Source organism: Erwinia sp. PME.40.26/001 (genome assembly GCF_055556675.1).
This window is the reverse complement of sequence record NZ_JBVHNP010000002.1, coordinates 228,574-247,902: the sequence shown is the minus strand read 5'-3', so window position 1 is coordinate 247,902 and position 19,329 is coordinate 228,574. Positions and strand designations below refer to the sequence as shown.

Genomic DNA, 19,329 nt, shown 5'->3' with positions numbered 1-19,329 from the left:
GCCCGGCGGCAAGCCGGAGCCCGTCACCGCAGCGCCTTACCCCATGGGCTGCGGTGACGGGCTTACCGCCAGCTGCCCCGCCGTCCCGCGATCGGCCAGTTCCAGCGTCTGGCTGTAATAGGTAAACGGGAAATGCTCAGACGAGGCCTGGGTGAAGGACACAAACAGCTCCACGTCACCGTCCACCCACAGCGTATCTTTCCAGCCGCGATCTTCCGCCATGGGCTGTGCCCCGTTCACGCTTTTAATCAGGAACATCACTCCCTGAATATGGAATGACTGCGGCAGGTCGGCGTGGATAATCCAGCGCTCAAAGCTCCCCTGCTGCGCCTGCACATCTATCCTGTTCATATCCCACAGCGCGCCATTGATGCCCGGCATGGAGTCGCCTAAGCGGAACTCACGCGTACGGCTGACGGCCCCCTCAATCACCTGGTCGGCCAGCAATCGCATTGGCAGATTGTCGGTCACCAGCGGCAGCAAGCCGGTGGGGCGCAGGGTCAGGATCAGCGTCGAGGTCAGGATAGAAGAGGGCTCAAAGAAGCCGCGCAGGCGATCAACAATACCGGCGGCCTCTCCGGCGGTGATCGACACTTCATCGCCCTGGGACATATCCACGAGGATTTCGCGCCGTTCACCCGGTGCCAGAGACAGCTGCTCTACCGCCACCGGCGCAGGCAGAAAGCCCTGATCGCTGGCAATGACATTGAACGGCCGGCTGTCGCTCATGCGCAGCTGATAGCGGCGCGCATTCGAGGCATTAAGCAGGCGCAGGCGCACCCAGCCACGGGAGACTTCCAGATAGGGATTCTGCACGCCGTTGACCAGCAGCGTATCACCGACAAACCCTCCGCTACCTGGCGGGTCATATTCCGCAGCACCGAAATTATCCAGCCGCTTATCCTGAATAATCAGCGGGAAGTCATCCACGCCATAGTGGTTGGGGATGGGCAGGGATTTACTGATCTCATCTTCCACCAGCCACATGCCCGCCAGCCCGTTGTAAACGTGGGGCGCCATGCGGTTGGGGGTATTGGCATGATACCAGCAGGTTGCCGCTGACTGACGGATCGGCACCACCGGGGCCCAGTCTACGCCCGGGGACATCATGCGCGCCGCGCCGCCCATCAGCACGCCGGGAACCTGAAGACCGCTCACCGTCATCGAGACCGGTTCACTCAGACGGTTGCTGTAAATCAGCTTCACGTCGTCGCCGTTCCATACGCGCACCGTCGGGCCAAGATAGTGACCGTTAATACCCCACACCGGCACCTTATTACTGCCGTTAAAAGACCAGTGGCTGCGCTGCAGCGTCAGAAACAGCGGCTGCCCGCGACGTGATTCAATTAAAGGAGGCACGGGAAGCGCACTGGGCTGCCCGGCAGCGCGGGCGCGGAAAGGAACCGCCGTGGCGCAGAGGGCAATACCCGAGGCTTGAAGAAACTGACGTCGACTGAAGGACATACCCACTCCGTAAGTCAAAACCGGCCGCCACAGCGACCGTATTCCATTTTTATCATTATGCGCGGGCTGTGTATCCGCGAGATGTGCTGCCGCAAAATGCAGACAACGTGGCCGTTTTAATGGCCACTGCGTTAATTTATAGCTTACCTGACGCTTCGCGTGCGGCAACTTCGGCATTTAACTCATCCAGCTTTGCTGACATGAGTTCACGACAGTGGGTGGCCAGCTTACGCACGGACTGTTCGGCAAAGGCCTGAGTGTCCACTGGCGGCAGCATCTCCACAATCGCCAGCCCATTCTTCAGGCGGTTCAGTTTGATTTTACCGTGCGTATTTGACACCACCACCGGAATAATCGGCACCCCCGCCGCCACCGCTGCATGGAAAGCACCGGTTTTAAACGGCAGCAGACCACGGCCCCGGCTGCGCGTCCCTTCCGGGAACATCAGGAAAGAGATCCGCTTACGTTTAAACTGATCCACCAGTTCACCGATAGTGCCGTGTGCTTTAGCACGGTTATCACGGTCAATCAGCAGGTTACCGGTGAGCCAGTAGAGCAGACCAAAGAAGGGGACCCACAGCAGGCTGCGTTTACCCACGGTCACCGTCGTGGGTTGCACCATTTTGGCCGCGGTGATCATGTCGTAATTATTCTGGTGGTTACAGATATAGATCGCGTTGGGATAGTCTTCTGCATCGACAGGTTTGCGCAGCTCAACTTTCAGGCCAAACACCGGGGCCAGACGCCCGAAAAGATGGCCAAAGGTGGCAACGTGGCGGGGATCGCGCGGGCTGAACAAACAATAAATACAGCCAAAAACACACAACAGTATTGAATAAATCACGACGATCATAAGACGTAAAATAGCGAGCATAACAACCTCATTATCACTTGCAGGTATCGCGCCAGGCAGCTCCGCGCACGCCTGAGCTTATTATATTTTTTCCGACAGCACATCCGCCTGCACGTCACTGACGCGCAGGCGGGGGAAGAATATTACTCTTCGCTGTCATCCACAGGGGCGGAACGGGCAGGGCCATCGACATCCACCCGGTCAATACGCTGCAGACCACGCGGCAGCAGCGTGCCACGGCGGCCACGCTCGGCACGGAACTTCTGCAGATCGGCCGCTTTCAGCGTCAGTTTACGCTTACCGACGTGCAGCGTAATGTCACTTTGCGGCGTCAGCAGCAGGAGCCAGGCCAGCTTGTCTTCACCGGAGGCCGCCTGGGCCGACGGAATCGAGACAATCTTATTGCCCTTCCCTTTGGACAGCTGCGGCAAATCACCGACCGGGAACATCAGCATCCGCCCGGCGCTGGTGATCGCCAGCAGCAGGTCATCGTTGCTGTGGATCGCCATCGGGGTCATCACTCTGGCGTTGGCAGGCAGGGTCAGCAGCGCCTTACCGGCACGGTTTCGGGAGATCAGATCGCTGAAGGTGCAGACAAAACCATAGCCAGCATCTGAGGCCATCAGCAGTTTTTGATCGTCCTCCTCCATCAGCACCTGTTCGATCACCGCACCCGGCGGCGGCGTTAGTTTGCCCGTCAGCGGCTCACCCTGACCGCGCGCCGACGGCAGCGTGATCGGGTCAAGCGCATAGCTGCGCCCGGTCGAGTCAATAAAGGCCACCGGCTGGTTGCTCTTGCCGCGCGCGGCGGCACGGAAGCTGTCGCCGGCTTTGTAGCTGAGGCCTGTCGGGTCAATATCATGGCCCTTGGCGCTGCGCACCCAGCCACTCTGTGACAGCACGATAGTCACCGGCTCGGACGGCACCAGCTCACTTTCACTGATTGCTTTCGCTTCTTCGCGCTCGCGCAGCGGAGAACGGCGGTCGTCCCCGTACGCATCGCTGTCGGCCTGCAGCTCTTTTTTCAGCAGCGTATTCATTTTACGCTCAGAGGCCAGCAGCCCTTCCAGATACGCCCGCTCTTTTTCCAGTTCATCCTGCTCACCGCGAATTTTCATCTCTTCCAGCTTGGCAAGATGGCGGAGTTTCAGTTCAAGGATGGCTTCAGCCTGGGTTTCAGAGAGGTCGAAACGCGACATCAGTACCGGCTTAGGCTCATCCTCGGAGCGGATGATATGAATCACTTCGTCAATATTGAGGAACGCCACCAGCAAACCGCCGAGGATATGCAGGCGCTTCTGCACCTTATCCAGACGGAAGTTAAGGCGGCGACGCACCGTATCACGGCGGAACACCAGCCACTCACTGAGGATCTCCAGCAGGTTTTTTACCGCCGGACGATTATCCAGGCCAATCATGTTCAGGTTAATGCGGTAGCTGCGTTCCAGATCGGTGGTGGCAAACAGGTGGTTCATCACCTGTTCCATATCCACACGGTTGGAGCGCGGCACGATCACCAGCCGCGTCGGATTCTCGTGGTTGGATTCATCGCGCAGGTCTTCCACCATCGGCAGCTTTTTATTACGCATCTGGGCGGCGATCTGCTCCAGCACGCGAGCCCCGGACACCTGGTGCGGCAGCGCGGTGATCACCACGTCGCCGTCTTCTTTCTTCCATACCGCACGCATCCGCACCGAGCCACGACCGCTCTGATAAATTTTGCGGATCTCGTTGCGCGGAGTAATGATCTCCGCTTCTGTCGGATAATCCGGCCCCTGAACGATATCAAGCAGCTCATCGAGCGTGGTTTTCGGGCTGTCGATCAGCGCAATGGCGGCTTTCGCCACTTCGCGCAGGTTATGTGGCGGAATATCGGTCGCCATCCCCACGGCAATACCGGTGGTGCCGTTGAGCAGAATATTCGGCAGGCGCGCCGGCAGCATTGACGGCTCCTGCATGGTGCCGTCAAAGTTAGGAACATAGTCGACGGTGCCCTGACCGAGCTCTCCCAGCAGGACTTCAGCATACTTCGACAGACGTGACTCGGTATAACGCATCGCGGCGAAGGATTTTGGATCGTCCGGTGCCCCCCAGTTGCCCTGGCCATCGACCAGTGGGTAACGATAGGAGAAAGGCTGCGCCATCAGCACCATGGCTTCATAGCAGGCACTGTCGCCGTGCGGATGGTATTTACCCAGCACGTCACCGACGGTACGGGCCGATTTTTTGAACTTGGCGTTGTTGCTCAGTCCCAGTTCTGACATCGCATACACAATGCGTCGCTGAACGGGCTTCAGGCCATCGCCAATATAAGGAAGCGCACGATCCATGATGACGTACATGGAATAGTTAAGGTACGCATTCTCGGTAAAGGTATGCAGGGCAAGGCGCTCTGCACCATCCTGCGTCAGATCAGTCATTGTTCTCTTTTCCTCACATCGCGGCGCGTTAAGGGCCAGCGGCACACTGCGGTAAGTTTGGCGAGGATAGTACCTTATCTGATAAGGGTCTGTCACAGGGAACAACGGTTAAGCCCGGGCGCAGACAACAAATTGTGACCGCCTCACGCCGAAATTAATCTTTGTGAAAGAGAATGAATAAAGGGAATAATATGAGAACAGGATCACATTTATTTTTCTCAAGGTTAATGTGATCTGCCTCCCAAATAATTCCGCCTCGCCACACCGTTTTAATTATGTCCCGCACAGGGACAAGCTTTAGTATTGCCCACTTGCCTGTCAGCAACTAGATTGACACTCACTCAGTCAGCACATGATAAATCCAACCCGGAATGATAAATAAATAAAACTTAAGGGTGATCTGATGCAAGCTCTGACCTTACGCCAACAGAAATTACTTAAGTACCTGCTGCAACACCCGGAATATGTTTCCGTTAAAAATATGGCCAGCTGGCTGGCTGTTTCTGAAAAGACGGTACATCGCGACATTCATTTTATCGAAACCCTGTTAACGGAGTGGAATATCACGACAGAGAAAAAGGCAGGCATTGGTATTATGCTGATTGTCGATGACAGCCAGCGTTTGATGCTGCTGGAACAGCTTTTCACGCCAGAAGAAGGAGGCGCGGAAGCGCTGGCCAATAATTCCCGTCGGGTGAAAATTGCCTCTCAGCTTCTGAGTGATACGCCACGGGAAACCTCCATCAGCAAGCTGTCAGAACGCTACTTTATCAGTAGTGCCTCTATTGTTAACGATCTGAAAATCATTGAGAGCTGGATAGCCCCACTCGGCCTGACGCTGGTACGAGGCCAAAGCGGAACGCATATTGAAGGCAGTGAAAACCATATCCGCCAGGCCATGGCCTCGCTGATTAATGATGTAATGAATTTTCAGGAGCCGGGGGTCGTCAATCATTCACGTCTTGATCCCGGCAGCTATAAGGCACTGACGCACTATTTTGGCGAAGAGGATGTGCTTTTTGTTCAGCAGCTTTTACAGCAGATGGAACAGCAGCTAACGTATCCATTAGGTGAACCGTATTATATTAATCTTTTTACTCACATCTTAATTATGATGCACCGAATGGCGCTGGGAAACCCGCTTATTCTTAGCGAAGAAAACATCAATCAGAAAGCCGATGAAATCGTTTTCACTATTGCTCAGGGAATGGTCAACCAGATTGAACAAAAAATGAATAATACGCTACCCTGCGATGAAGTGTGGTTTGTTTATCAATATATTATCTCATCCGGCATTGTGGTTGAGGACAATCCTGCCAACCCACCGCTGTGCTGTCAGCTATCCAATAGTGAATCCCGTCATTTAACGCTGGATTTAATCGCAACTTTTTCTGAGGTAATAAATATCAATCTCAGGGACGATCGTCTGCTGCATGAAGGTCTGTTGATTCATATTAAACCTCTGCTTAACCGGCTGAAATACCATATCCGCATCCGCAATCCGCTGCTGGAAGATATTAAACAGGAGCTGGGCGATATTTATCAGCTCACCGGACACGCGGTGATGCAGTTGTGCCAGCGCTTTCACTTACCGGAGATTGCGGATGATGAGATCGGCTATCTGACGGTACATTTTCAGGCCGCGCTGGAGCGCCAGATAGCCCACAAACGCATCCTGATCGTCTGCTCCAGCGGCGTGGGTACCTCGCACCTGCTGAAAAGCCGCATTCTGCGCGCTTTCCCCGACTGGGTGATTACGGGGGTAGTTTCTGCCAGCTCCCTGAACACGTACTGCCAGCAGCAGGATATTGAGCTGGTGATCTCTACCATCCATCTGGCGGAGCAGCCGCTCCCGGTGGTCTACGTATCCGCCTTTTTTAACGACGACGATATTAAGCGCGTCACCGAGAAGGTCATTGCCAGCAAATTACTGCAGGCAACCGATCGTATCAAGGCGTCAGAGCACGTCTTTTCAACTTGTACTTAAGAGGTTTGCCGATGGATATCACTAAGATTCTCAGCGCCCGGCGCGTCAAATTAAACATGAACGCCAGCAGTAAAGACGAAGCGATCCGCGAACTGACTGATTTGCTGTATGAGGACGGCGCCCTGACCTCGAAAGAGGATTTTATGCACGACGTCTGGCTGCGTGAAGCGGAAGGTTCAACCGGGTTTGAGAATCATATTGCCATTCCGCACGGTAAATCACTGGCGGTAAAACAGACCACGCTGGCGATTGGCCGCACCCGCAGCGATATCCCGTGGGAAACGCTCGATGGCAGCGAAGTACGCTGCATTATTTTATTTGCGGTGCGCATGGAAGATCAAAATACCACCCATATTCGCCTTCTGTCTCAGGTGGCCTGCGCCCTGGCCGATGATGACGTGATAGCTCAACTGTTACAGGAGCAGGATGCCGAAAGCATTATCGAACTGTTCAGCCAGTACGCGGAAACAGACCTCTGTTAACACTGAAGACGAGGCATACCATGAAGATTGTTTGTGTGGCCGCCTGCACGGCAGGCATCGCGCATACCTACATCGCGCGAGAAAAACTGATTAAAGGCGCAAAGGCGCTCCACTTCGACATTCTGGTCGAAACCCAGGGCACCATCGGTACCGAGAATCCCCTGAGTGCGGCAGATATTGCCGCCGCCGACGTGGTGATCCTGGCGGTGGATATCAAAATTAACGGCGAAGAGCGTTTTAAGGGTAAACCGGTGGTGCGGGTCAAAACCGATGTCGTGATTAAGTCCCCGGTGAAATTCCTTGAAAAAGTGGCCGATTCGCTCGCACGCGCCTGACCACTCTGAGGGGAGATCACCATGAACAGTCAATCTAAAAAACTGGGACAAGAGATCAAGGGACATCTGTTGACCGGGATCTCATGGATGATCCCACTGATCGTCGCCGCCGGGATCTGCATTGCTCTCGGTCAGGTGATCGGCGGCCCCGATGTCGGTAAACAGACCGGTAGCGTCGCGTGGATGCTGAATCAGATCGGCGGCTGGGGGATGGGCCTGATCGTCCCGCTGATTTCTGCGGCCATCGCCTGGTCGGTTGCCGACCGTCCGGGTTTTGCACCGGGCCTGATCGTCGGTTTTATCTGCGGGCAGATCGGCACCGGGTTTATCGGCGGTATTCTCGGCGGCTTCCTGGTGGGTTATACCGTTTTGCTGCTGAAGCGCACCATAAAATTACCGGCCTCCATGCAGGGCCTGATGCCGGTGATGATCCTGCCAGTGCTGAGCACGGTGATCGCCGGGCTGCTGATGATGACCTTTATCGGCCAGCCGATCGTCTGGCTGCAAAAAGCGCTGATCCATCTGCTGGAGTCGATGCAGGGCGGATCGAAGTTTCTGATGGGGGCGATCCTTGGTGCCATGGCCACTTTTGACTTCGGCGGACCGGTCAATAAAACCATGTCGCTGTTCGCTGACGGCATGCTGGTCGATGGTATTTACGGCCCGGAAGCCGTGAAGTTTGCCGGTTCGATGATCCCTCCGTTTGGTATTACCCTCTCCTTCCTGCTGACGCGCAACAAATACACGCGGGCGGAAAAGGAGGCGCTGAAAGCCGCGCTACCCATGGGGATCTGCATGATCACGGAAGGGGTGATCCCGATTGCGGCACGCGACCTGTTTCGCGTGGTGGGCAGCTGCGTCGTGGCGTCGGCCATTGCTGGCGGGTTGATTATGGTCTGGGCCGTTGGGGCACCGGTACCACACGGTGGCATGTTTGTCGTCCCGCTGTTCACGAAGCCCGTAATGTTCTGCCTGGCCCTGGCAATCGGTACGGTGATCTGCGGCGTCATGCTGTCGCTGATCAAAAAACCCGTCACCGCTGCCGACGAAGAATTCGATGATGTTGACGACGGTACGCTACGTGACGAAGACATTACATTCACCCTGGAATAAGGCGCGGTGAGGGTTCATTCACTCGATACTGCGCTGGCGGACCCGACAGAAACCGCCTGTGTCACTGAATCAGTTAACGGATCAGGTACCGCAGGCTGTGCGTAACGCCTGATCCCTTTCCACCTGCCCTGTATCTCACCGGTGTCCGTCGCCGGTGAAGGAAAGTGTTGCCTAAAATCTGACCCTGAAGGAGTACAACCATGTTGATGTCAATGCACGAACTGTTAAAACCAACCCGTGAAAATCGCTTCGCCATTGGTGCCTTTAACGTCGCCGACAGCTGCTTTATCCGCGCCGTCGTCGAACAGGCGGAAGCCAGCAATAGCCCGGCGATCATCTCCATCCACCCCAGTGAACTGGAGTTCGTGACCGATGAGTTCTTCGGCTATGTGCGTGAACGCACCCTGCGCAGCCGTATTCCTTTTGTTATCCATCTTGATCACGGCGCATCGGTTGAGCACGTCCAGCGCGCGATTCAGTGCGGGTTTACCTCCGTGATGATTGATGGGTCGCTGCTGCCGTATGAAGAGAATGTGGCGCTGACGCAGGAAGTGGTCAAGCTGGCCCATGCGGTGGGGATCTCGGTGGAAGGCGAGCTGGGCACCATTGGTGATACCGGCACTTCAGTGGAGGGCGGGGTCAGTAAGGTCATTTATACCGATCCCGATCAGGCTGAGGACTTTGTCACCCGCACCGGGGTGGACACGCTGGCCGTGGCTATCGGTACGGCGCACGGCATTTATCCAAAGGATATGAAGCCGGAACTGCAGATGCATATTCTGCGCGAGATCTCACAGCGCGTCGCGATCCCGCTGGTGCTGCACGGCGGATCGGCCAACCCGGATGCGGAGATCGCCGAATCCGTGACGCTCGGCGTCGGTAAGATCAATATCTCCAGCGATATGAAATACGCCTATTTCGCTAAAGCGCGTGAGATCCTCAGCCGTGAAGCCTGGTGGGATCCGAATGCCATCTACCCGGAGCCGATCAAAGCGGCAAAAGCGGTGATCGCCTATAAAATGTCCCTGTTTGGATCGACGGGTAAAGCGGATTTATATCGCTAGGCTGGGGCTTTGGTTTGGGCCGCTGTTTTAAGGTCCAGGGCCAGGGCTTAAGGTCACGTTCGTTTCGCTTTCCCGCGGCGCGGGTTGGGCGACAAGGGGCGGCCAGTCGCCGCCGCCCCTTGAATTTGATTTGTCCCTGGCCTGCCGTTATTTCCCCGCTAACCACTGCTCTACAATCTGCTGATATTCACCGGTGGCTTTACTCAGATGCAGCCACTGATCAACGTACATTTTCCAGCTGATATCATCGCGCGGCAGCATCCAGGCCTTTTCTCCGTACTGCAGCGGTTTATCCGGGTTAATGGCGCACAGCGACGGATAGCGCTTCTGCTGATAGAGCGCTTCAGAGGCATCGGTGATCATCACGTCCGCTTTTTTGTCCACCAGCTGCTGGAAAATCGTCACGTTATCGTGAAACAGCGTCAGGTTCGCTTTCGGCAGGTACGCATGCACGAAGGCCTCATTGGTTCCACCCGCCGGTTCAATCAGACGTACCGATGCTTTGTTCATCTGCTCCACCGTACGGTATTTCTTCTTATCCGCGCAGCGCACCAGAGGGATTTTGCCATCGGTATCCAGCGGGTTGGCGAACCATGCCGTCTGCTGGCGTTTCAGCGTCACTGAAACGCCCCCCAGGGCTACGTCGCACTGCTTACCGATAAAATCAGGCGTCAGGGTTTTCCAGGTGGTCGGCACCCACTTCACCTCCGCCCCCAGACTTTTTGCCAGCGACTGTACCAGGGAGATATCAATCCCCTCGTAGCTGCCGTCCTGACGCAGATAGGTATAGGGCTTGTAGTCCCCGGTGGTGCAGACCACCAGCGTTTTGCTTTGCATTGCACGGTCAAGATGTGACTGCGCGCTGGCGCTGCCCGCGACCAGCAGGAGGGCCGCAGCCCCGATTTTCATCATCATAGTTCTCTCATTGTTATTATCAGTGCCGCGTATTGTTGCTTAAAACGCAATAGTATTGTGATTAGCACCCCATTTTTCTCACGGCTGACGTCGGATACACTCTCCGGCATTGCACACTGTTGAGAAAAATACATGAGCCAGATTTTAATTATTGATGCCGGTAAAGCCTTCGCCCACTCCAAAGGTGAACTGAACCATACCCTGACCCACGTTGCGGCGAGCTTCCTGCGCGATGCCGGTCATCAGGTCGATGTCACCGTGCTGGACGACGGTTACGTGGTCGCCGATGAAATCGACAAATATCTTGCCGCCGATACCGTTATTTATCAAATGCCGGGCTGGTGGATGGGCGAGCCGTGGACGCTGAAAAAATATATCGACGAAGTCTTCACTGAAGGCCACGGTAAACTGTACGCCAGCGATGGCCGTACCCGCTCCGATGCGGCGAAAAAATATGGTTCAGGCGGCCTGCTGCAGGGCAAAACCTATATGCTGTCCCTGACCTGGAATGCGCCGCTCCAGGCGTTTACCGACCCGGAACAGTTCTTTGAAGGCGTGGGCGTAGACGGTGTCTATCTGCACTTCCACAAGGCCAACCAGTTCCTCGGTATGGACGGTCTGCCGACCTTTATCTGTAACGATGTGATCAAACAGCCGGATATTGAAGGCGATATCGCGCGCTATCGGACTCATCTGAGCGCGATTTTTGCTTAACTGGACACTCACCCATTGGGTTCCCCGGTAAAAAGGAAACAGTATGCTGACCGTAATCGCTGAAATCTGTATCAAGCCAGGCCGACGTACTGCCGTTTTACACGCTATTGAGCGTCTGACCCCCACCGTGCTGGATGAAGAAGGCTGCGGTAGCTACCAGGCGCTGATTGACCACAAAGCCCAGGTGCCCTGGAAGCAGCACTCTCCTGATTCCATTTTTATGGTGGAGCACTGGGATTCACTGCGACATCTGGAGCAGCACCAGCAGGCTGACCATATGGAACGGCATCGCACCGCCATCAAAGATGATGTGGTCGATGTGAAAATTTTTGTACTGGAACCGGCGCTGTAAAGGCCGGCGGGCTGACCGGTAAAAAGTCGGCCCCTGGCGGTTATCACCTTGCCATGCAGGGGCGGACCTTCTGTTTCGGTTCGTCCTTTTACAGCAGGGTCTTGCTGGCAAACTGCTCGCTGAGATAGTCGAGGAAGCAGCGGATGCGCACGGCCAGCGTGCTGTTGCGGTAGTACACCGCATGGATCGGGTGAAACATCTCCCGTGTCTCCGCCGCCAGCACCGGCACCAGCCTGCCGGAGGCGACATCCTCCCGGCTGAGAAAGTCCGACACCCGCGCAATACCCATGCCGTTAACCGCCAGCTGACGCAGCGTCTCCCCGCTGGAGGCCATCACCGTCGGTTTAATCTGCAAAAACTCCCCTTCCGAACGCCATACCGGCCAGATGTTGTGCTGATCCAGATTGCAGAAGCCCAGCAGACGGTGCTTATCCACCATATCAGCGACGCTAAGCGGCACGCCGTGCTCCTGCAGATAGGCCGGGCTGGCCATCAGCCGCAGCCTGCTGCTGCCAAGTGCGCGGGCGTGCATGGTGGAATCACGCAATTCGCCAATGCGGATGGCAATATCGGTCTGCTGCTCCAGCAGGTCGATCACCACTTCATCGGTATTCAGTTCTAACTGGATCAGTGGAAAACGCCGTGAGAACTCCGGCATCAGCGGCACGATGACGTGCAGCATAAACGGCGTGGCGGCATTGACGCGCAGGCGACCGGAGGGGATTTCACGCCGCTGGGCAATCTGCTCTTCGGCGGTTTCCACCGAACGGATAATCTGCCGGGCGTGCTCAAGAAAGATCTGCCCTTCCTCGGTCAGCGCAATGCGACGGGTGGTGCGGTGCAGCAGCGTGGTTTGCAGTTTGCTTTCCAGACGGCTGAGCGCGCGACTGATACCGGAGGTGGTCTGGTTAAGCTGCTCCGCGGCGGCAGTGATCGAACCGGTATCGACCACGACGACCCACGCACGAAGCTCTTCAAGGGTGATTTTCAAGAGTTCAACCTGGTAGAAAGATGACCCTGCAATTCTAACAGAATCACGGCAGGACCTCGCACAGGTTGACGTCTTTATGCGCTTACGGCTTCACCGGGCCTGAGGGCAGAAAATTCCGACCAATGGCAGCAAAGCAGAAGTCTGGGTTTAAATTTTCGTTTCAGAAGGGGTAAAGAGGACACTGCAGAATGGGCAAAGAAGGTTTTTATTCTTATGAACTCTGGGGGCGCTGTGATCAGCACTTTTACTGCACTTAGGACAGGCGATGGAGATGAGAAAACCGTTTGATTTAGGTTGTTTTTGATTATAAGCCATAAATATTTCCTGTGTTGTTTGGACGCGTATAGTACACCCTCACGGCCCATTCCCCTTACTCTTTATTGCTTAAATCTCGCCTCAGACAGAATATCAGCGGATTATTTCGCAAAAAAAGGGGCCAACTGCCCTCCCGGTGAGGGAAAACAGTCGGCCCGCAGCGCTGACGTCGAAAATCCTCAGACCTCGATTTCTGCCATGTCGCCTTTTTCCTGCAGCCAGTTACGGCGATCTTCAGAGCGTTTTTTCGCCAGCAACATGTCCATCACCGCCATCGTATGCGGGAGATCTTCATCACTGATGGTGAGCTGCACCAGACGGCGGGTGTTCGGATCCAGCGTGGTTTCGCGCAGCTGCAGCGGGTTCATTTCGCCCAGCCCTTTAAAGCGCTGCACGCCCGGTTTGCCTTTCTTGCGCTTTAACTGCTCAAGAATGCCCGCTTTCTCTTCTTCATCCAGCGCGTAATAAACCTCTTTACCGAGATCAATACGGTACAGCGGCGGCATTGCCACGTAAACGTGGCCATTTTTTACCAGCGTGCTGAAGTGGCGAACAAACAGCGCACACAGCAGCGTGGCGATGTGCAGGCCGTCGGAGTCCGCATCCGCAAGGATGCAGATCTTACCGTAGCGCAGCTGGCTCAGGTCTTCACTGTCAGGATCGATACCGATCGCCACGGAAATGTCATGCACCTCCTGCGACGCCAGCACCTCATCCGAGGAGACTTCCCAGGTATTGAGGATCTTGCCCTTCAGCGGCATGATCGCCTGATACTCACGGTCACGCGCCTGCTTGGCCGATCCGCCTGCTGAGTCACCTTCCACGAGGAACAGCTCCGTACGGGCAAGATCCTGGGCAGAGCAGTCGGCCAGTTTACCCGGCAGGGCCGGCCCGCTGGTCAGCTTTTTACGCACCACTTTTTTCGCTGCGCGCAGGCGGCGCTGGGCGCTGGAAATCGCCAGCTCTGCCAGCATTTCTGCGGCCTGGACGTTCTGATTCAGCCACAGGCTGAAGGCGTCTTTCACCACGCCGGACACAAACGCCGCGCACTGACGGGATGACAGACGCTCTTTGGTCTGCCCGGCAAACTGCGGATCCTGCATTTTCACCGACAGCACGTAGGCGCAGCGGTCCCAGATATCTTCTGCCGACAGCTTAACGCCGCGCGGCAGGATATTACGGTATTCACAGAACTCGCGCATGGCGTCGAGCAGGCCCTGACGCAGGCCGTTCACGTGGGTGCCGCCCTGCATGGTCGGGATCAGGTTAACGTAGCTTTCCGTCAGCAGTTCACCGCCTTCCGGCAGCCACAGCAGCGCCCAGTCGACCGCCTCTACATCCCCGGCGAACGCGCCGACGAAGGCTTTTTCTGGCAGCGTTGGCAGACCATTGACGGCTTCCATCAGGTAATCGGTCAGGCCATCGGCGTAGCACCAGGTCTGTTCGGTATTGTTCAGCTTATCTTTGAAAACAATCTCGACGCCCGGGCACAGCACGGCTTTGGCTTTCAGCAGGTGGCTGAGGCGCGAAACGGAGAAGCGCGGGCTGTCAAAGAAGGACTCATCCGGCCAGAACTGGACGCGGGTGCCGGTATTACGTTTACCGACGGTGCCGGTGACCGTCAGATCCTGCACTTTATCGCCGTTTTCAAACGCCATTTCGTACACTTCGCCGTTACGGCGAACGGTGACTTCGACGCGTTTTGACAGCGCGTTGACCACCGAGATCCCCACGCCGTGCAAGCCGCCGGAGAACTGGTAGTTTTTATTTGAGAATTTACCGCCGGCATGGAGGCGGCAGAAAATCAGCTCAACGGCCGGTACGCCCTCTTCCGGGTGAATATCCACCGGCATGCCGCGCCCGTCGTCGATCACTTCCAACGACTGATCGGCGTGCAGGATCACTTCCACGCGTTTGGCGTGACCGGCCAGCGCTTCATCCACGCTGTTATCGATCACTTCCTGGCCTAAGTGGTTAGGACGCACGGTATCGGTGTACATGCCCGGGCGGCGACGCACGGGTTCAAGGCCGCTGAGAACCTCAATGGAGTCAGCGTTGTAGCTGGATTGAGTCATCGTAACAATCTGATTGGTAGTGGCTAAAAATGAGTGACCAGACTCCGGCGTAAACTCACTCCTGAAAACCCAGGAAGGCGAGCATGGCGGAGAAATGGCGTTCGAATCCGATAAAAGCATGATTTCCGCCCTCTTCTACCGTCTGGCGGCAGGCGCTGTAGTAGTCCAGGGCCTGGCGGTAGTCGAGCACTTCATCACCCGTTTGCTGCAGTAACCAGAGCAAATCCGGCGACTCTAACGGGTCAATCTGCATCACTTTTAGATCGTAAATATGGCGAGACTCTAACACATATTGCTGGCCGGTGTATGGGTTCTCGTTGTGGCCGAGATAATCGGCCAGCAGCTCAAACGGGCGCACCGCCGGGTTAACCACCACGGCAGGGAGGGTGAAGCATTGCGACAGCCAGGTCGCGTAATAGCCGCCCAGTGATGAGCCAATAATCCCCAGCTGTTCCCCCGCCGACTGCATGACAAATGTCTCCAGCAGGGCGGCAGCTTCAGAAGGGAAAGCCGGAAGCTGCGGCACATGCAGCCGGATGTCCGGGCGATGTTCCGCCAGCCACTGTTTAAACTGGGTGGCCTTCGCGGACTGGGGGGAGCTGTTAAAACCATGCAGATACAGCAGCGTGGCCATCGGTCAGTATCCTTCTGAATCGAGATCCGGGTTAAACATGCGCGTGGTCAGACGCTGCACCTGGGTTTCCAGTCGACCGTCATCATAGAGGTCAAGCCAGCGCCAGCCGGGAGACTCGGCATCAATGGTGAAGTTGGTGCAGTGCGGCTTGAACTGCACGCAGGTCGATGGCGAAGCCAGTACGCGCCGTCCGTGCCAGTCAAGGTCAAGTTCCTGATGAATATGGCCGCACAGCAGGGTTTTTGCCCGCGGATAGCGTCGCAGGACAATATCCAACATATGCGGATTCCGCAGGCTGTGCTGGTCCAGCCATGAACACCCCGACGGCACCGGATGATGATGCAATAACACCAGCGTGTGGCGCTGCGGTTCGGCCGCCAGCGCACTTTCCAGCCACTCCAGCTGATAGTCGCTCAGTTCTCCGTGCGGGACGCCAAACACCTGACTGTCGAGCAGCACAATCTGCCAGTGGTCGCCCACCAGCACCTGTTTTTGATCGGCAATACAAGACGCCGCCAGCGTGCTGAACATCGTGGGCTGGAAGTCATGATTACCAGGCAACCAGACGCAGGGGGCCGACAGACGTGCGATGCCCTCAGCAAAATGCTGATAGGCCTCAATGGAGTGGTCCTGCGCCAGGTCGCCGGTCGCGACAACGAGATCGTAGTGACGCTGCTCTGCGGTGATCACCTCCAGAACGGCGTCAAAACTGGCCCAGGTATTCACCCCTAGCAGCGTTTCGTGTTTGCCTGCAAAGAGGTGGGTGTCCGTTATCTGTAAAATCCTGACTCTGGACCCACTCGCCACAGGAAGTTTTAACAGGCTATCCAATCAACGTCCTTAACTCGCTCTGAAAATGTCGCAGCTATCTTTTATACCGGAACGGCCATCGCACCGTGGGACAAACAATAGCGCAGCCAGTCCGCTAAAAACTGGTTAATTTGGTGTTTTTCATCACGCTGATGCAATTTTTTATTAGGATAATCATAGCGTGCTTTAAAGCGATAGATCTGCTGTGTTGAACACACTTCCGCCACCATCGCATCGTGGTAAAGCCTGACCGACATTGAAGGCAGGCTCCAATAGCTCACTGCGGGGGCCGTTTGTCGGATCTCCACCAGCGTGGTGTAACGGGTCGACTCCAGGATGGTGATCCGATAGCTGGCACCGTTCACCTGATACGCCATCGACTCTCCCGCCCGATCCTCCTTAGGTAACAGGCGCCGCAGCTGCGCAAAATTTGTTTCGCAGACGCGCATCATTTCAGGAAAATCGGGGACATAGCGTTTCATTATTCAGGATTCCACTCTTCTCGTAGCTGTTTATGGTGCAACTCCAGCCATTGCAAAGCAATGACAGCCGCTGCGTTATCAATTTTCCCCTGTTCCACCCACTGATAAGCCTGACTGCGGCTGACCACATGAACGAGAATATCCTCATTCTCCTCCTCCAGCCCGTGGTTTCCCTCGGCCACGCTGGCATCCACTTCACCAACAAATACTGACAGGCGCTCAGTGGTGCCTCCCGCACTGGAGAGATAGTTCACCACCGGTTTAACCCGTCCGGCAACGATCCCTGCCTCTTCCACGGCTTCCCGGCGGGCCACCTCTTCCGGGGTTTCACCCGGTTCAATCATCCCGGCCACCAGTTCCAGCACCCAGGGTGTTGGGCTGGTGTCGTACGCGGCAATACGGATTTGCTCAATCAGTACCACTTCGTCTCGCTGGGGGTCATAGGGTAGCAGCACCGCCGCGTGGCCGCGCTCAAAAATTTCCCGGGTCACTTCACCACTCATGCCACCGTTAAACAAGCGGTGACGAAACCGGTAGCGCTCCAGCGAAAAAAAACCGCGATACAGCGTCTCACGTGCAATAATTTCTACATCGTTTTTGGTGAAAGTCACTGGGTAATTGTGACCAGTTTCCATAACAACCTCTCCTGGGAAGTGGTGGCAAAAACGTAAAGTGCAAGAGTATTCCAACAGTTGTCTGGTTCTTAACGACTTATTTAAGTAAATTAAGGCAGGATGGCACTTTCAGCCAACTTACCTTATCGGAACTCTCTGCTATTATCGGCGATAATTTTTGGCCTACGTCAGCGCTACCATAGCAATTTTGCTGCACTACAAGGAATGCAAATGAACAAACTGCTCCCTTTACTCATCGGTCTGAGCCTGGGCGGCTTCAGTGTTGCCAGCCAGGCTGAAAACCTGCTGCAGGTATATCAGCAGGCACGTTTATCAAATCCTGACCTTCGTAGCTCTGCGGCCGATCGTGATGCTGCCTTTGAGAAAATTAATGAAGCCCGCAGCCCGCTGTTACCGCAGTTAGGCCTGGGTGCTGACTATACCTATAACAGCGGCTACCGCGACGCCCGGGATACCCATAACGATTCTAAAAGCGCCTCCCTGCAGTTGACGCAAACCATTTTTGACATGTCAAAATGGCGTGCGCTGACGCTGCAGGAAAAAACGGCCGGTATTCAGGATGTCACCTATCAGACGGCACAGCAAACGCTGATCCTGAACACGGCGACGGCGTATTTCAACGTACTGAATGCGATCGATACGCTGTCCTACACCGAAGCGCAGAAGCAGTCCATCTATCGCGAACTGGATCAAACCACCCAGCGCTTTAACGTTGGCCTGGTCGCTATCACCGACGTGCAGAACGCCCGCTCACAGTACGACACCGTACTGGCCAACGAAGTCTCGGCGCGTAATGCCCTCGACAACGCGGTAGAAACCCTGCGTCAGGTGACTGGTAATTACTATCCAAACCTGGCCTCGCTAAACGTTGATACGTTCAAAACTGAAAAACCTCAGCCGGTCAATGCGCTGCTGAAAGAAGCGGAAAGCCGCAACCTGTCGCTGCTGTCCGCCCGCCTGTCTCAGGACCTGGCGCGTGAGCAGATCCGTTCTTCAGAAACGGGTCATATGCCAACGCTGGATCTGACCGCCTCAACCGGCCTGTCAAATACCCGTTATGGCGGCGAACGTGCCAGCCCGAACAGCAATGACAACATCAGCGGCAGCAACCAGGTCGGCCTGAGCTTCAATATGCCGCTGTACAGCGGTGGATCGGTCAGCTCCCAGGTGAAACAGGCGCAGTATGCGTTTGTGGCCGCCAGTGAGCAGCTGGAAAGCGCACACCGCAGCACCGTGCAGACCGTACGTTCTTCGTTTAATAACGTGAACGCGTCAATCAGCAGCATTGAAGCCTATAAGCAATCTGTTGTGTCGGCACAAAGCTCTCTGGATGCGATGGAAGCCGGTTACTCGGTGGGTACCCGTACCATCGTCGACGTGCTGGATGCCACCACCACGCTGTACAATGCCAAGCAGCAGCTGGCGAACGCCCGTTACAGCTATATGATTAACCAGCTCAACATTAAGTCTGCGCTGGGTACGCTGAACGAGCAGGATCTGCAAACGCTGAACAATCATCTGGGCAAAGATGTCGGCACCTCGCCGGAGATTGTTGCACCGGAAAATGCACAGCAGACGGCCTATGCTGACGGAGCACAAACAGCGCCTCGCAGCACGAATGCCACCGAGACCCGTCGCCCGGCAGCACCTCGCGCCAGCGGCAATCCATTCGGTCAGTAGTCCCCTGA

19 protein-coding genes are annotated in these 19,329 nt (G+C 55.8%); 8 read left to right on the top strand and 11 right to left on the bottom strand.

Annotated elements, in window-relative coordinates; genetic code table 11:
- Positions 1-36 precede the first annotated feature (36 nt).
- From ftsP to parC, 3 genes are all read right to left on the bottom strand, one after another.
- The gene (gene ftsP / locus ACZ3HG_RS08660; protein ID WP_191936319.1) at positions 37-1,464 is read right to left on the bottom strand and encodes a cell division protein FtsP; all 1,428 of its coding nucleotides are present in this window, start codon (positions 1,462-1,464) and stop codon (positions 37-39) included.
- 136 nt (positions 1,465-1,600) lie between these two features.
- The gene (locus ACZ3HG_RS08655; protein ID WP_191933738.1) at positions 1,601-2,338 is read right to left on the bottom strand and encodes a 1-acylglycerol-3-phosphate O-acyltransferase; all 738 of its coding nucleotides are present in this window, start codon (positions 2,336-2,338) and stop codon (positions 1,601-1,603) included.
- Between the two features lie 122 nt (positions 2,339-2,460).
- The gene (gene parC, locus ACZ3HG_RS08650) at positions 2,461-4,737 is read right to left on the bottom strand and encodes a DNA topoisomerase IV subunit A (RefSeq protein ID WP_191936320.1); all 2,277 of its coding nucleotides are present in this window, start codon (positions 4,735-4,737) and stop codon (positions 2,461-2,463) included.
- Between the two features lie 403 nt (positions 4,738-5,140).
- Here parC and ACZ3HG_RS08645 point away from each other — a divergent pair, with 403 nt between their 5' ends.
- The 5 genes from ACZ3HG_RS08645 (at position 5,141) to ACZ3HG_RS08625 (ending at position 9,718) form a co-directional block, all read left to right on the top strand.
- Positions 5,141-6,724, top strand: coding sequence for a BglG family transcription antiterminator (locus ACZ3HG_RS08645; RefSeq protein WP_191936321.1), 1,584 nt, complete (start codon positions 5,141-5,143; stop codon positions 6,722-6,724).
- 11 nt (positions 6,725-6,735) lie between these two features.
- The gene (locus tag ACZ3HG_RS08640) at positions 6,736-7,206 is read left to right on the top strand and encodes a PTS sugar transporter subunit IIA (protein WP_191933735.1); all 471 of its coding nucleotides are present in this window, start codon (positions 6,736-6,738) and stop codon (positions 7,204-7,206) included.
- Between the two features lie 20 nt (positions 7,207-7,226).
- Entirely contained in the window at positions 7,227-7,541 is a 315-nt protein-coding gene (locus ACZ3HG_RS08635) for a PTS fructose transporter subunit IIB (protein ID WP_062745833.1), read from the top strand.
- 21 nt (positions 7,542-7,562) lie between these two features.
- Positions 7,563-8,654, top strand: coding sequence for a PTS fructose transporter subunit IIC (locus tag ACZ3HG_RS08630; RefSeq protein ID WP_465332688.1), 1,092 nt, complete (start codon positions 7,563-7,565; stop codon positions 8,652-8,654).
- A 200-nt stretch (positions 8,655-8,854) separates the two neighbouring features.
- Positions 8,855-9,718 carry a ketose-bisphosphate aldolase gene (locus ACZ3HG_RS08625; RefSeq protein WP_191933732.1) on the top strand — a complete coding sequence of 288 codons (864 nt, stop codon included), beginning with the start codon at positions 8,855-8,857 and terminating at the stop codon, positions 9,716-9,718.
- Between the two features lie 147 nt (positions 9,719-9,865).
- On the opposite strand, the gene ACZ3HG_RS08620 is transcribed toward ACZ3HG_RS08625, so the two are convergent.
- Positions 9,866-10,633 carry a transporter substrate-binding domain-containing protein gene (locus ACZ3HG_RS08620; protein ID WP_191933731.1) on the bottom strand — a complete coding sequence of 256 codons (768 nt, stop codon included), beginning with the start codon at positions 10,631-10,633 and terminating at the stop codon, positions 9,866-9,868.
- 132 nt (positions 10,634-10,765) lie between these two features.
- Between ACZ3HG_RS08620 and ACZ3HG_RS08615 the strand changes: the two genes are divergently transcribed.
- Positions 10,766-11,347, top strand: coding sequence for an NAD(P)H-dependent oxidoreductase (locus tag ACZ3HG_RS08615; protein ID WP_191933730.1), 582 nt, complete (start codon positions 10,766-10,768; stop codon positions 11,345-11,347).
- 43 nt (positions 11,348-11,390) lie between these two features.
- On the top strand, positions 11,391-11,699 hold the full coding sequence (locus tag ACZ3HG_RS08610) for a putative quinol monooxygenase (protein ID WP_062745822.1): 309 nt from the start codon (positions 11,391-11,393) through the stop codon (positions 11,697-11,699).
- Between the two features lie 88 nt (positions 11,700-11,787).
- Here ACZ3HG_RS08610 and ACZ3HG_RS08605 read toward each other — a convergent pair whose 3' ends face one another.
- From ACZ3HG_RS08605 to nudF, 7 genes are all read right to left on the bottom strand, one after another.
- Complete coding sequence (locus ACZ3HG_RS08605; RefSeq protein WP_191936324.1) at positions 11,788-12,690, bottom strand: LysR family transcriptional regulator; 903 nt, start codon at positions 12,688-12,690, stop codon at positions 11,788-11,790.
- A 147-nt stretch (positions 12,691-12,837) separates the two neighbouring features.
- Positions 12,838-13,005, bottom strand: coding sequence for a YnfU family zinc-binding protein (locus ACZ3HG_RS08600; RefSeq protein WP_157076019.1), 168 nt, complete (start codon positions 13,003-13,005; stop codon positions 12,838-12,840).
- 179 nt (positions 13,006-13,184) lie between these two features.
- A complete protein-coding gene (gene parE / locus ACZ3HG_RS08595) occupies positions 13,185-15,080 on the bottom strand; it encodes a DNA topoisomerase IV subunit B (protein ID WP_118665516.1) in 1,896 nt (631 codons plus the stop codon).
- Between the two features lie 55 nt (positions 15,081-15,135).
- Positions 15,136-15,714 carry an esterase YqiA gene (gene yqiA / locus ACZ3HG_RS08590; protein WP_191933729.1) on the bottom strand — a complete coding sequence of 193 codons (579 nt, stop codon included), beginning with the start codon at positions 15,712-15,714 and terminating at the stop codon, positions 15,136-15,138.
- A 3-nt stretch (positions 15,715-15,717) separates the two neighbouring features.
- The gene (gene cpdA / locus ACZ3HG_RS08585; protein ID WP_191933728.1) at positions 15,718-16,545 is read right to left on the bottom strand and encodes a 3',5'-cyclic-AMP phosphodiesterase; all 828 of its coding nucleotides are present in this window, start codon (positions 16,543-16,545) and stop codon (positions 15,718-15,720) included.
- Positions 16,546-16,586: 41 nt separating this feature from the next.
- Positions 16,587-17,006, bottom strand: a complete 420-nt coding sequence (locus ACZ3HG_RS08580; RefSeq protein ID WP_191933727.1) for a DUF1249 family protein — start codon at positions 17,004-17,006, stop codon at positions 16,587-16,589.
- Positions 17,006-17,641: an ADP-ribose diphosphatase gene (nudF, locus tag ACZ3HG_RS08575; protein WP_191933726.1), complete on the bottom strand. Its 636-nt coding sequence runs from the start codon at positions 17,639-17,641 to the stop codon at positions 17,006-17,008. The genes ACZ3HG_RS08580 and nudF overlap by 1 nt, the downstream gene beginning before the upstream one ends.
- 210 nt (positions 17,642-17,851) lie before the next feature.
- Here nudF and tolC point away from each other — a divergent pair, with 210 nt between their 5' ends.
- Positions 17,852-19,321, top strand: coding sequence for an outer membrane channel protein TolC (gene tolC / locus ACZ3HG_RS08570; protein ID WP_191933725.1), 1,470 nt, complete (start codon positions 17,852-17,854; stop codon positions 19,319-19,321).
- The last annotated feature ends 8 nt before the right edge of the window (positions 19,322-19,329 follow it).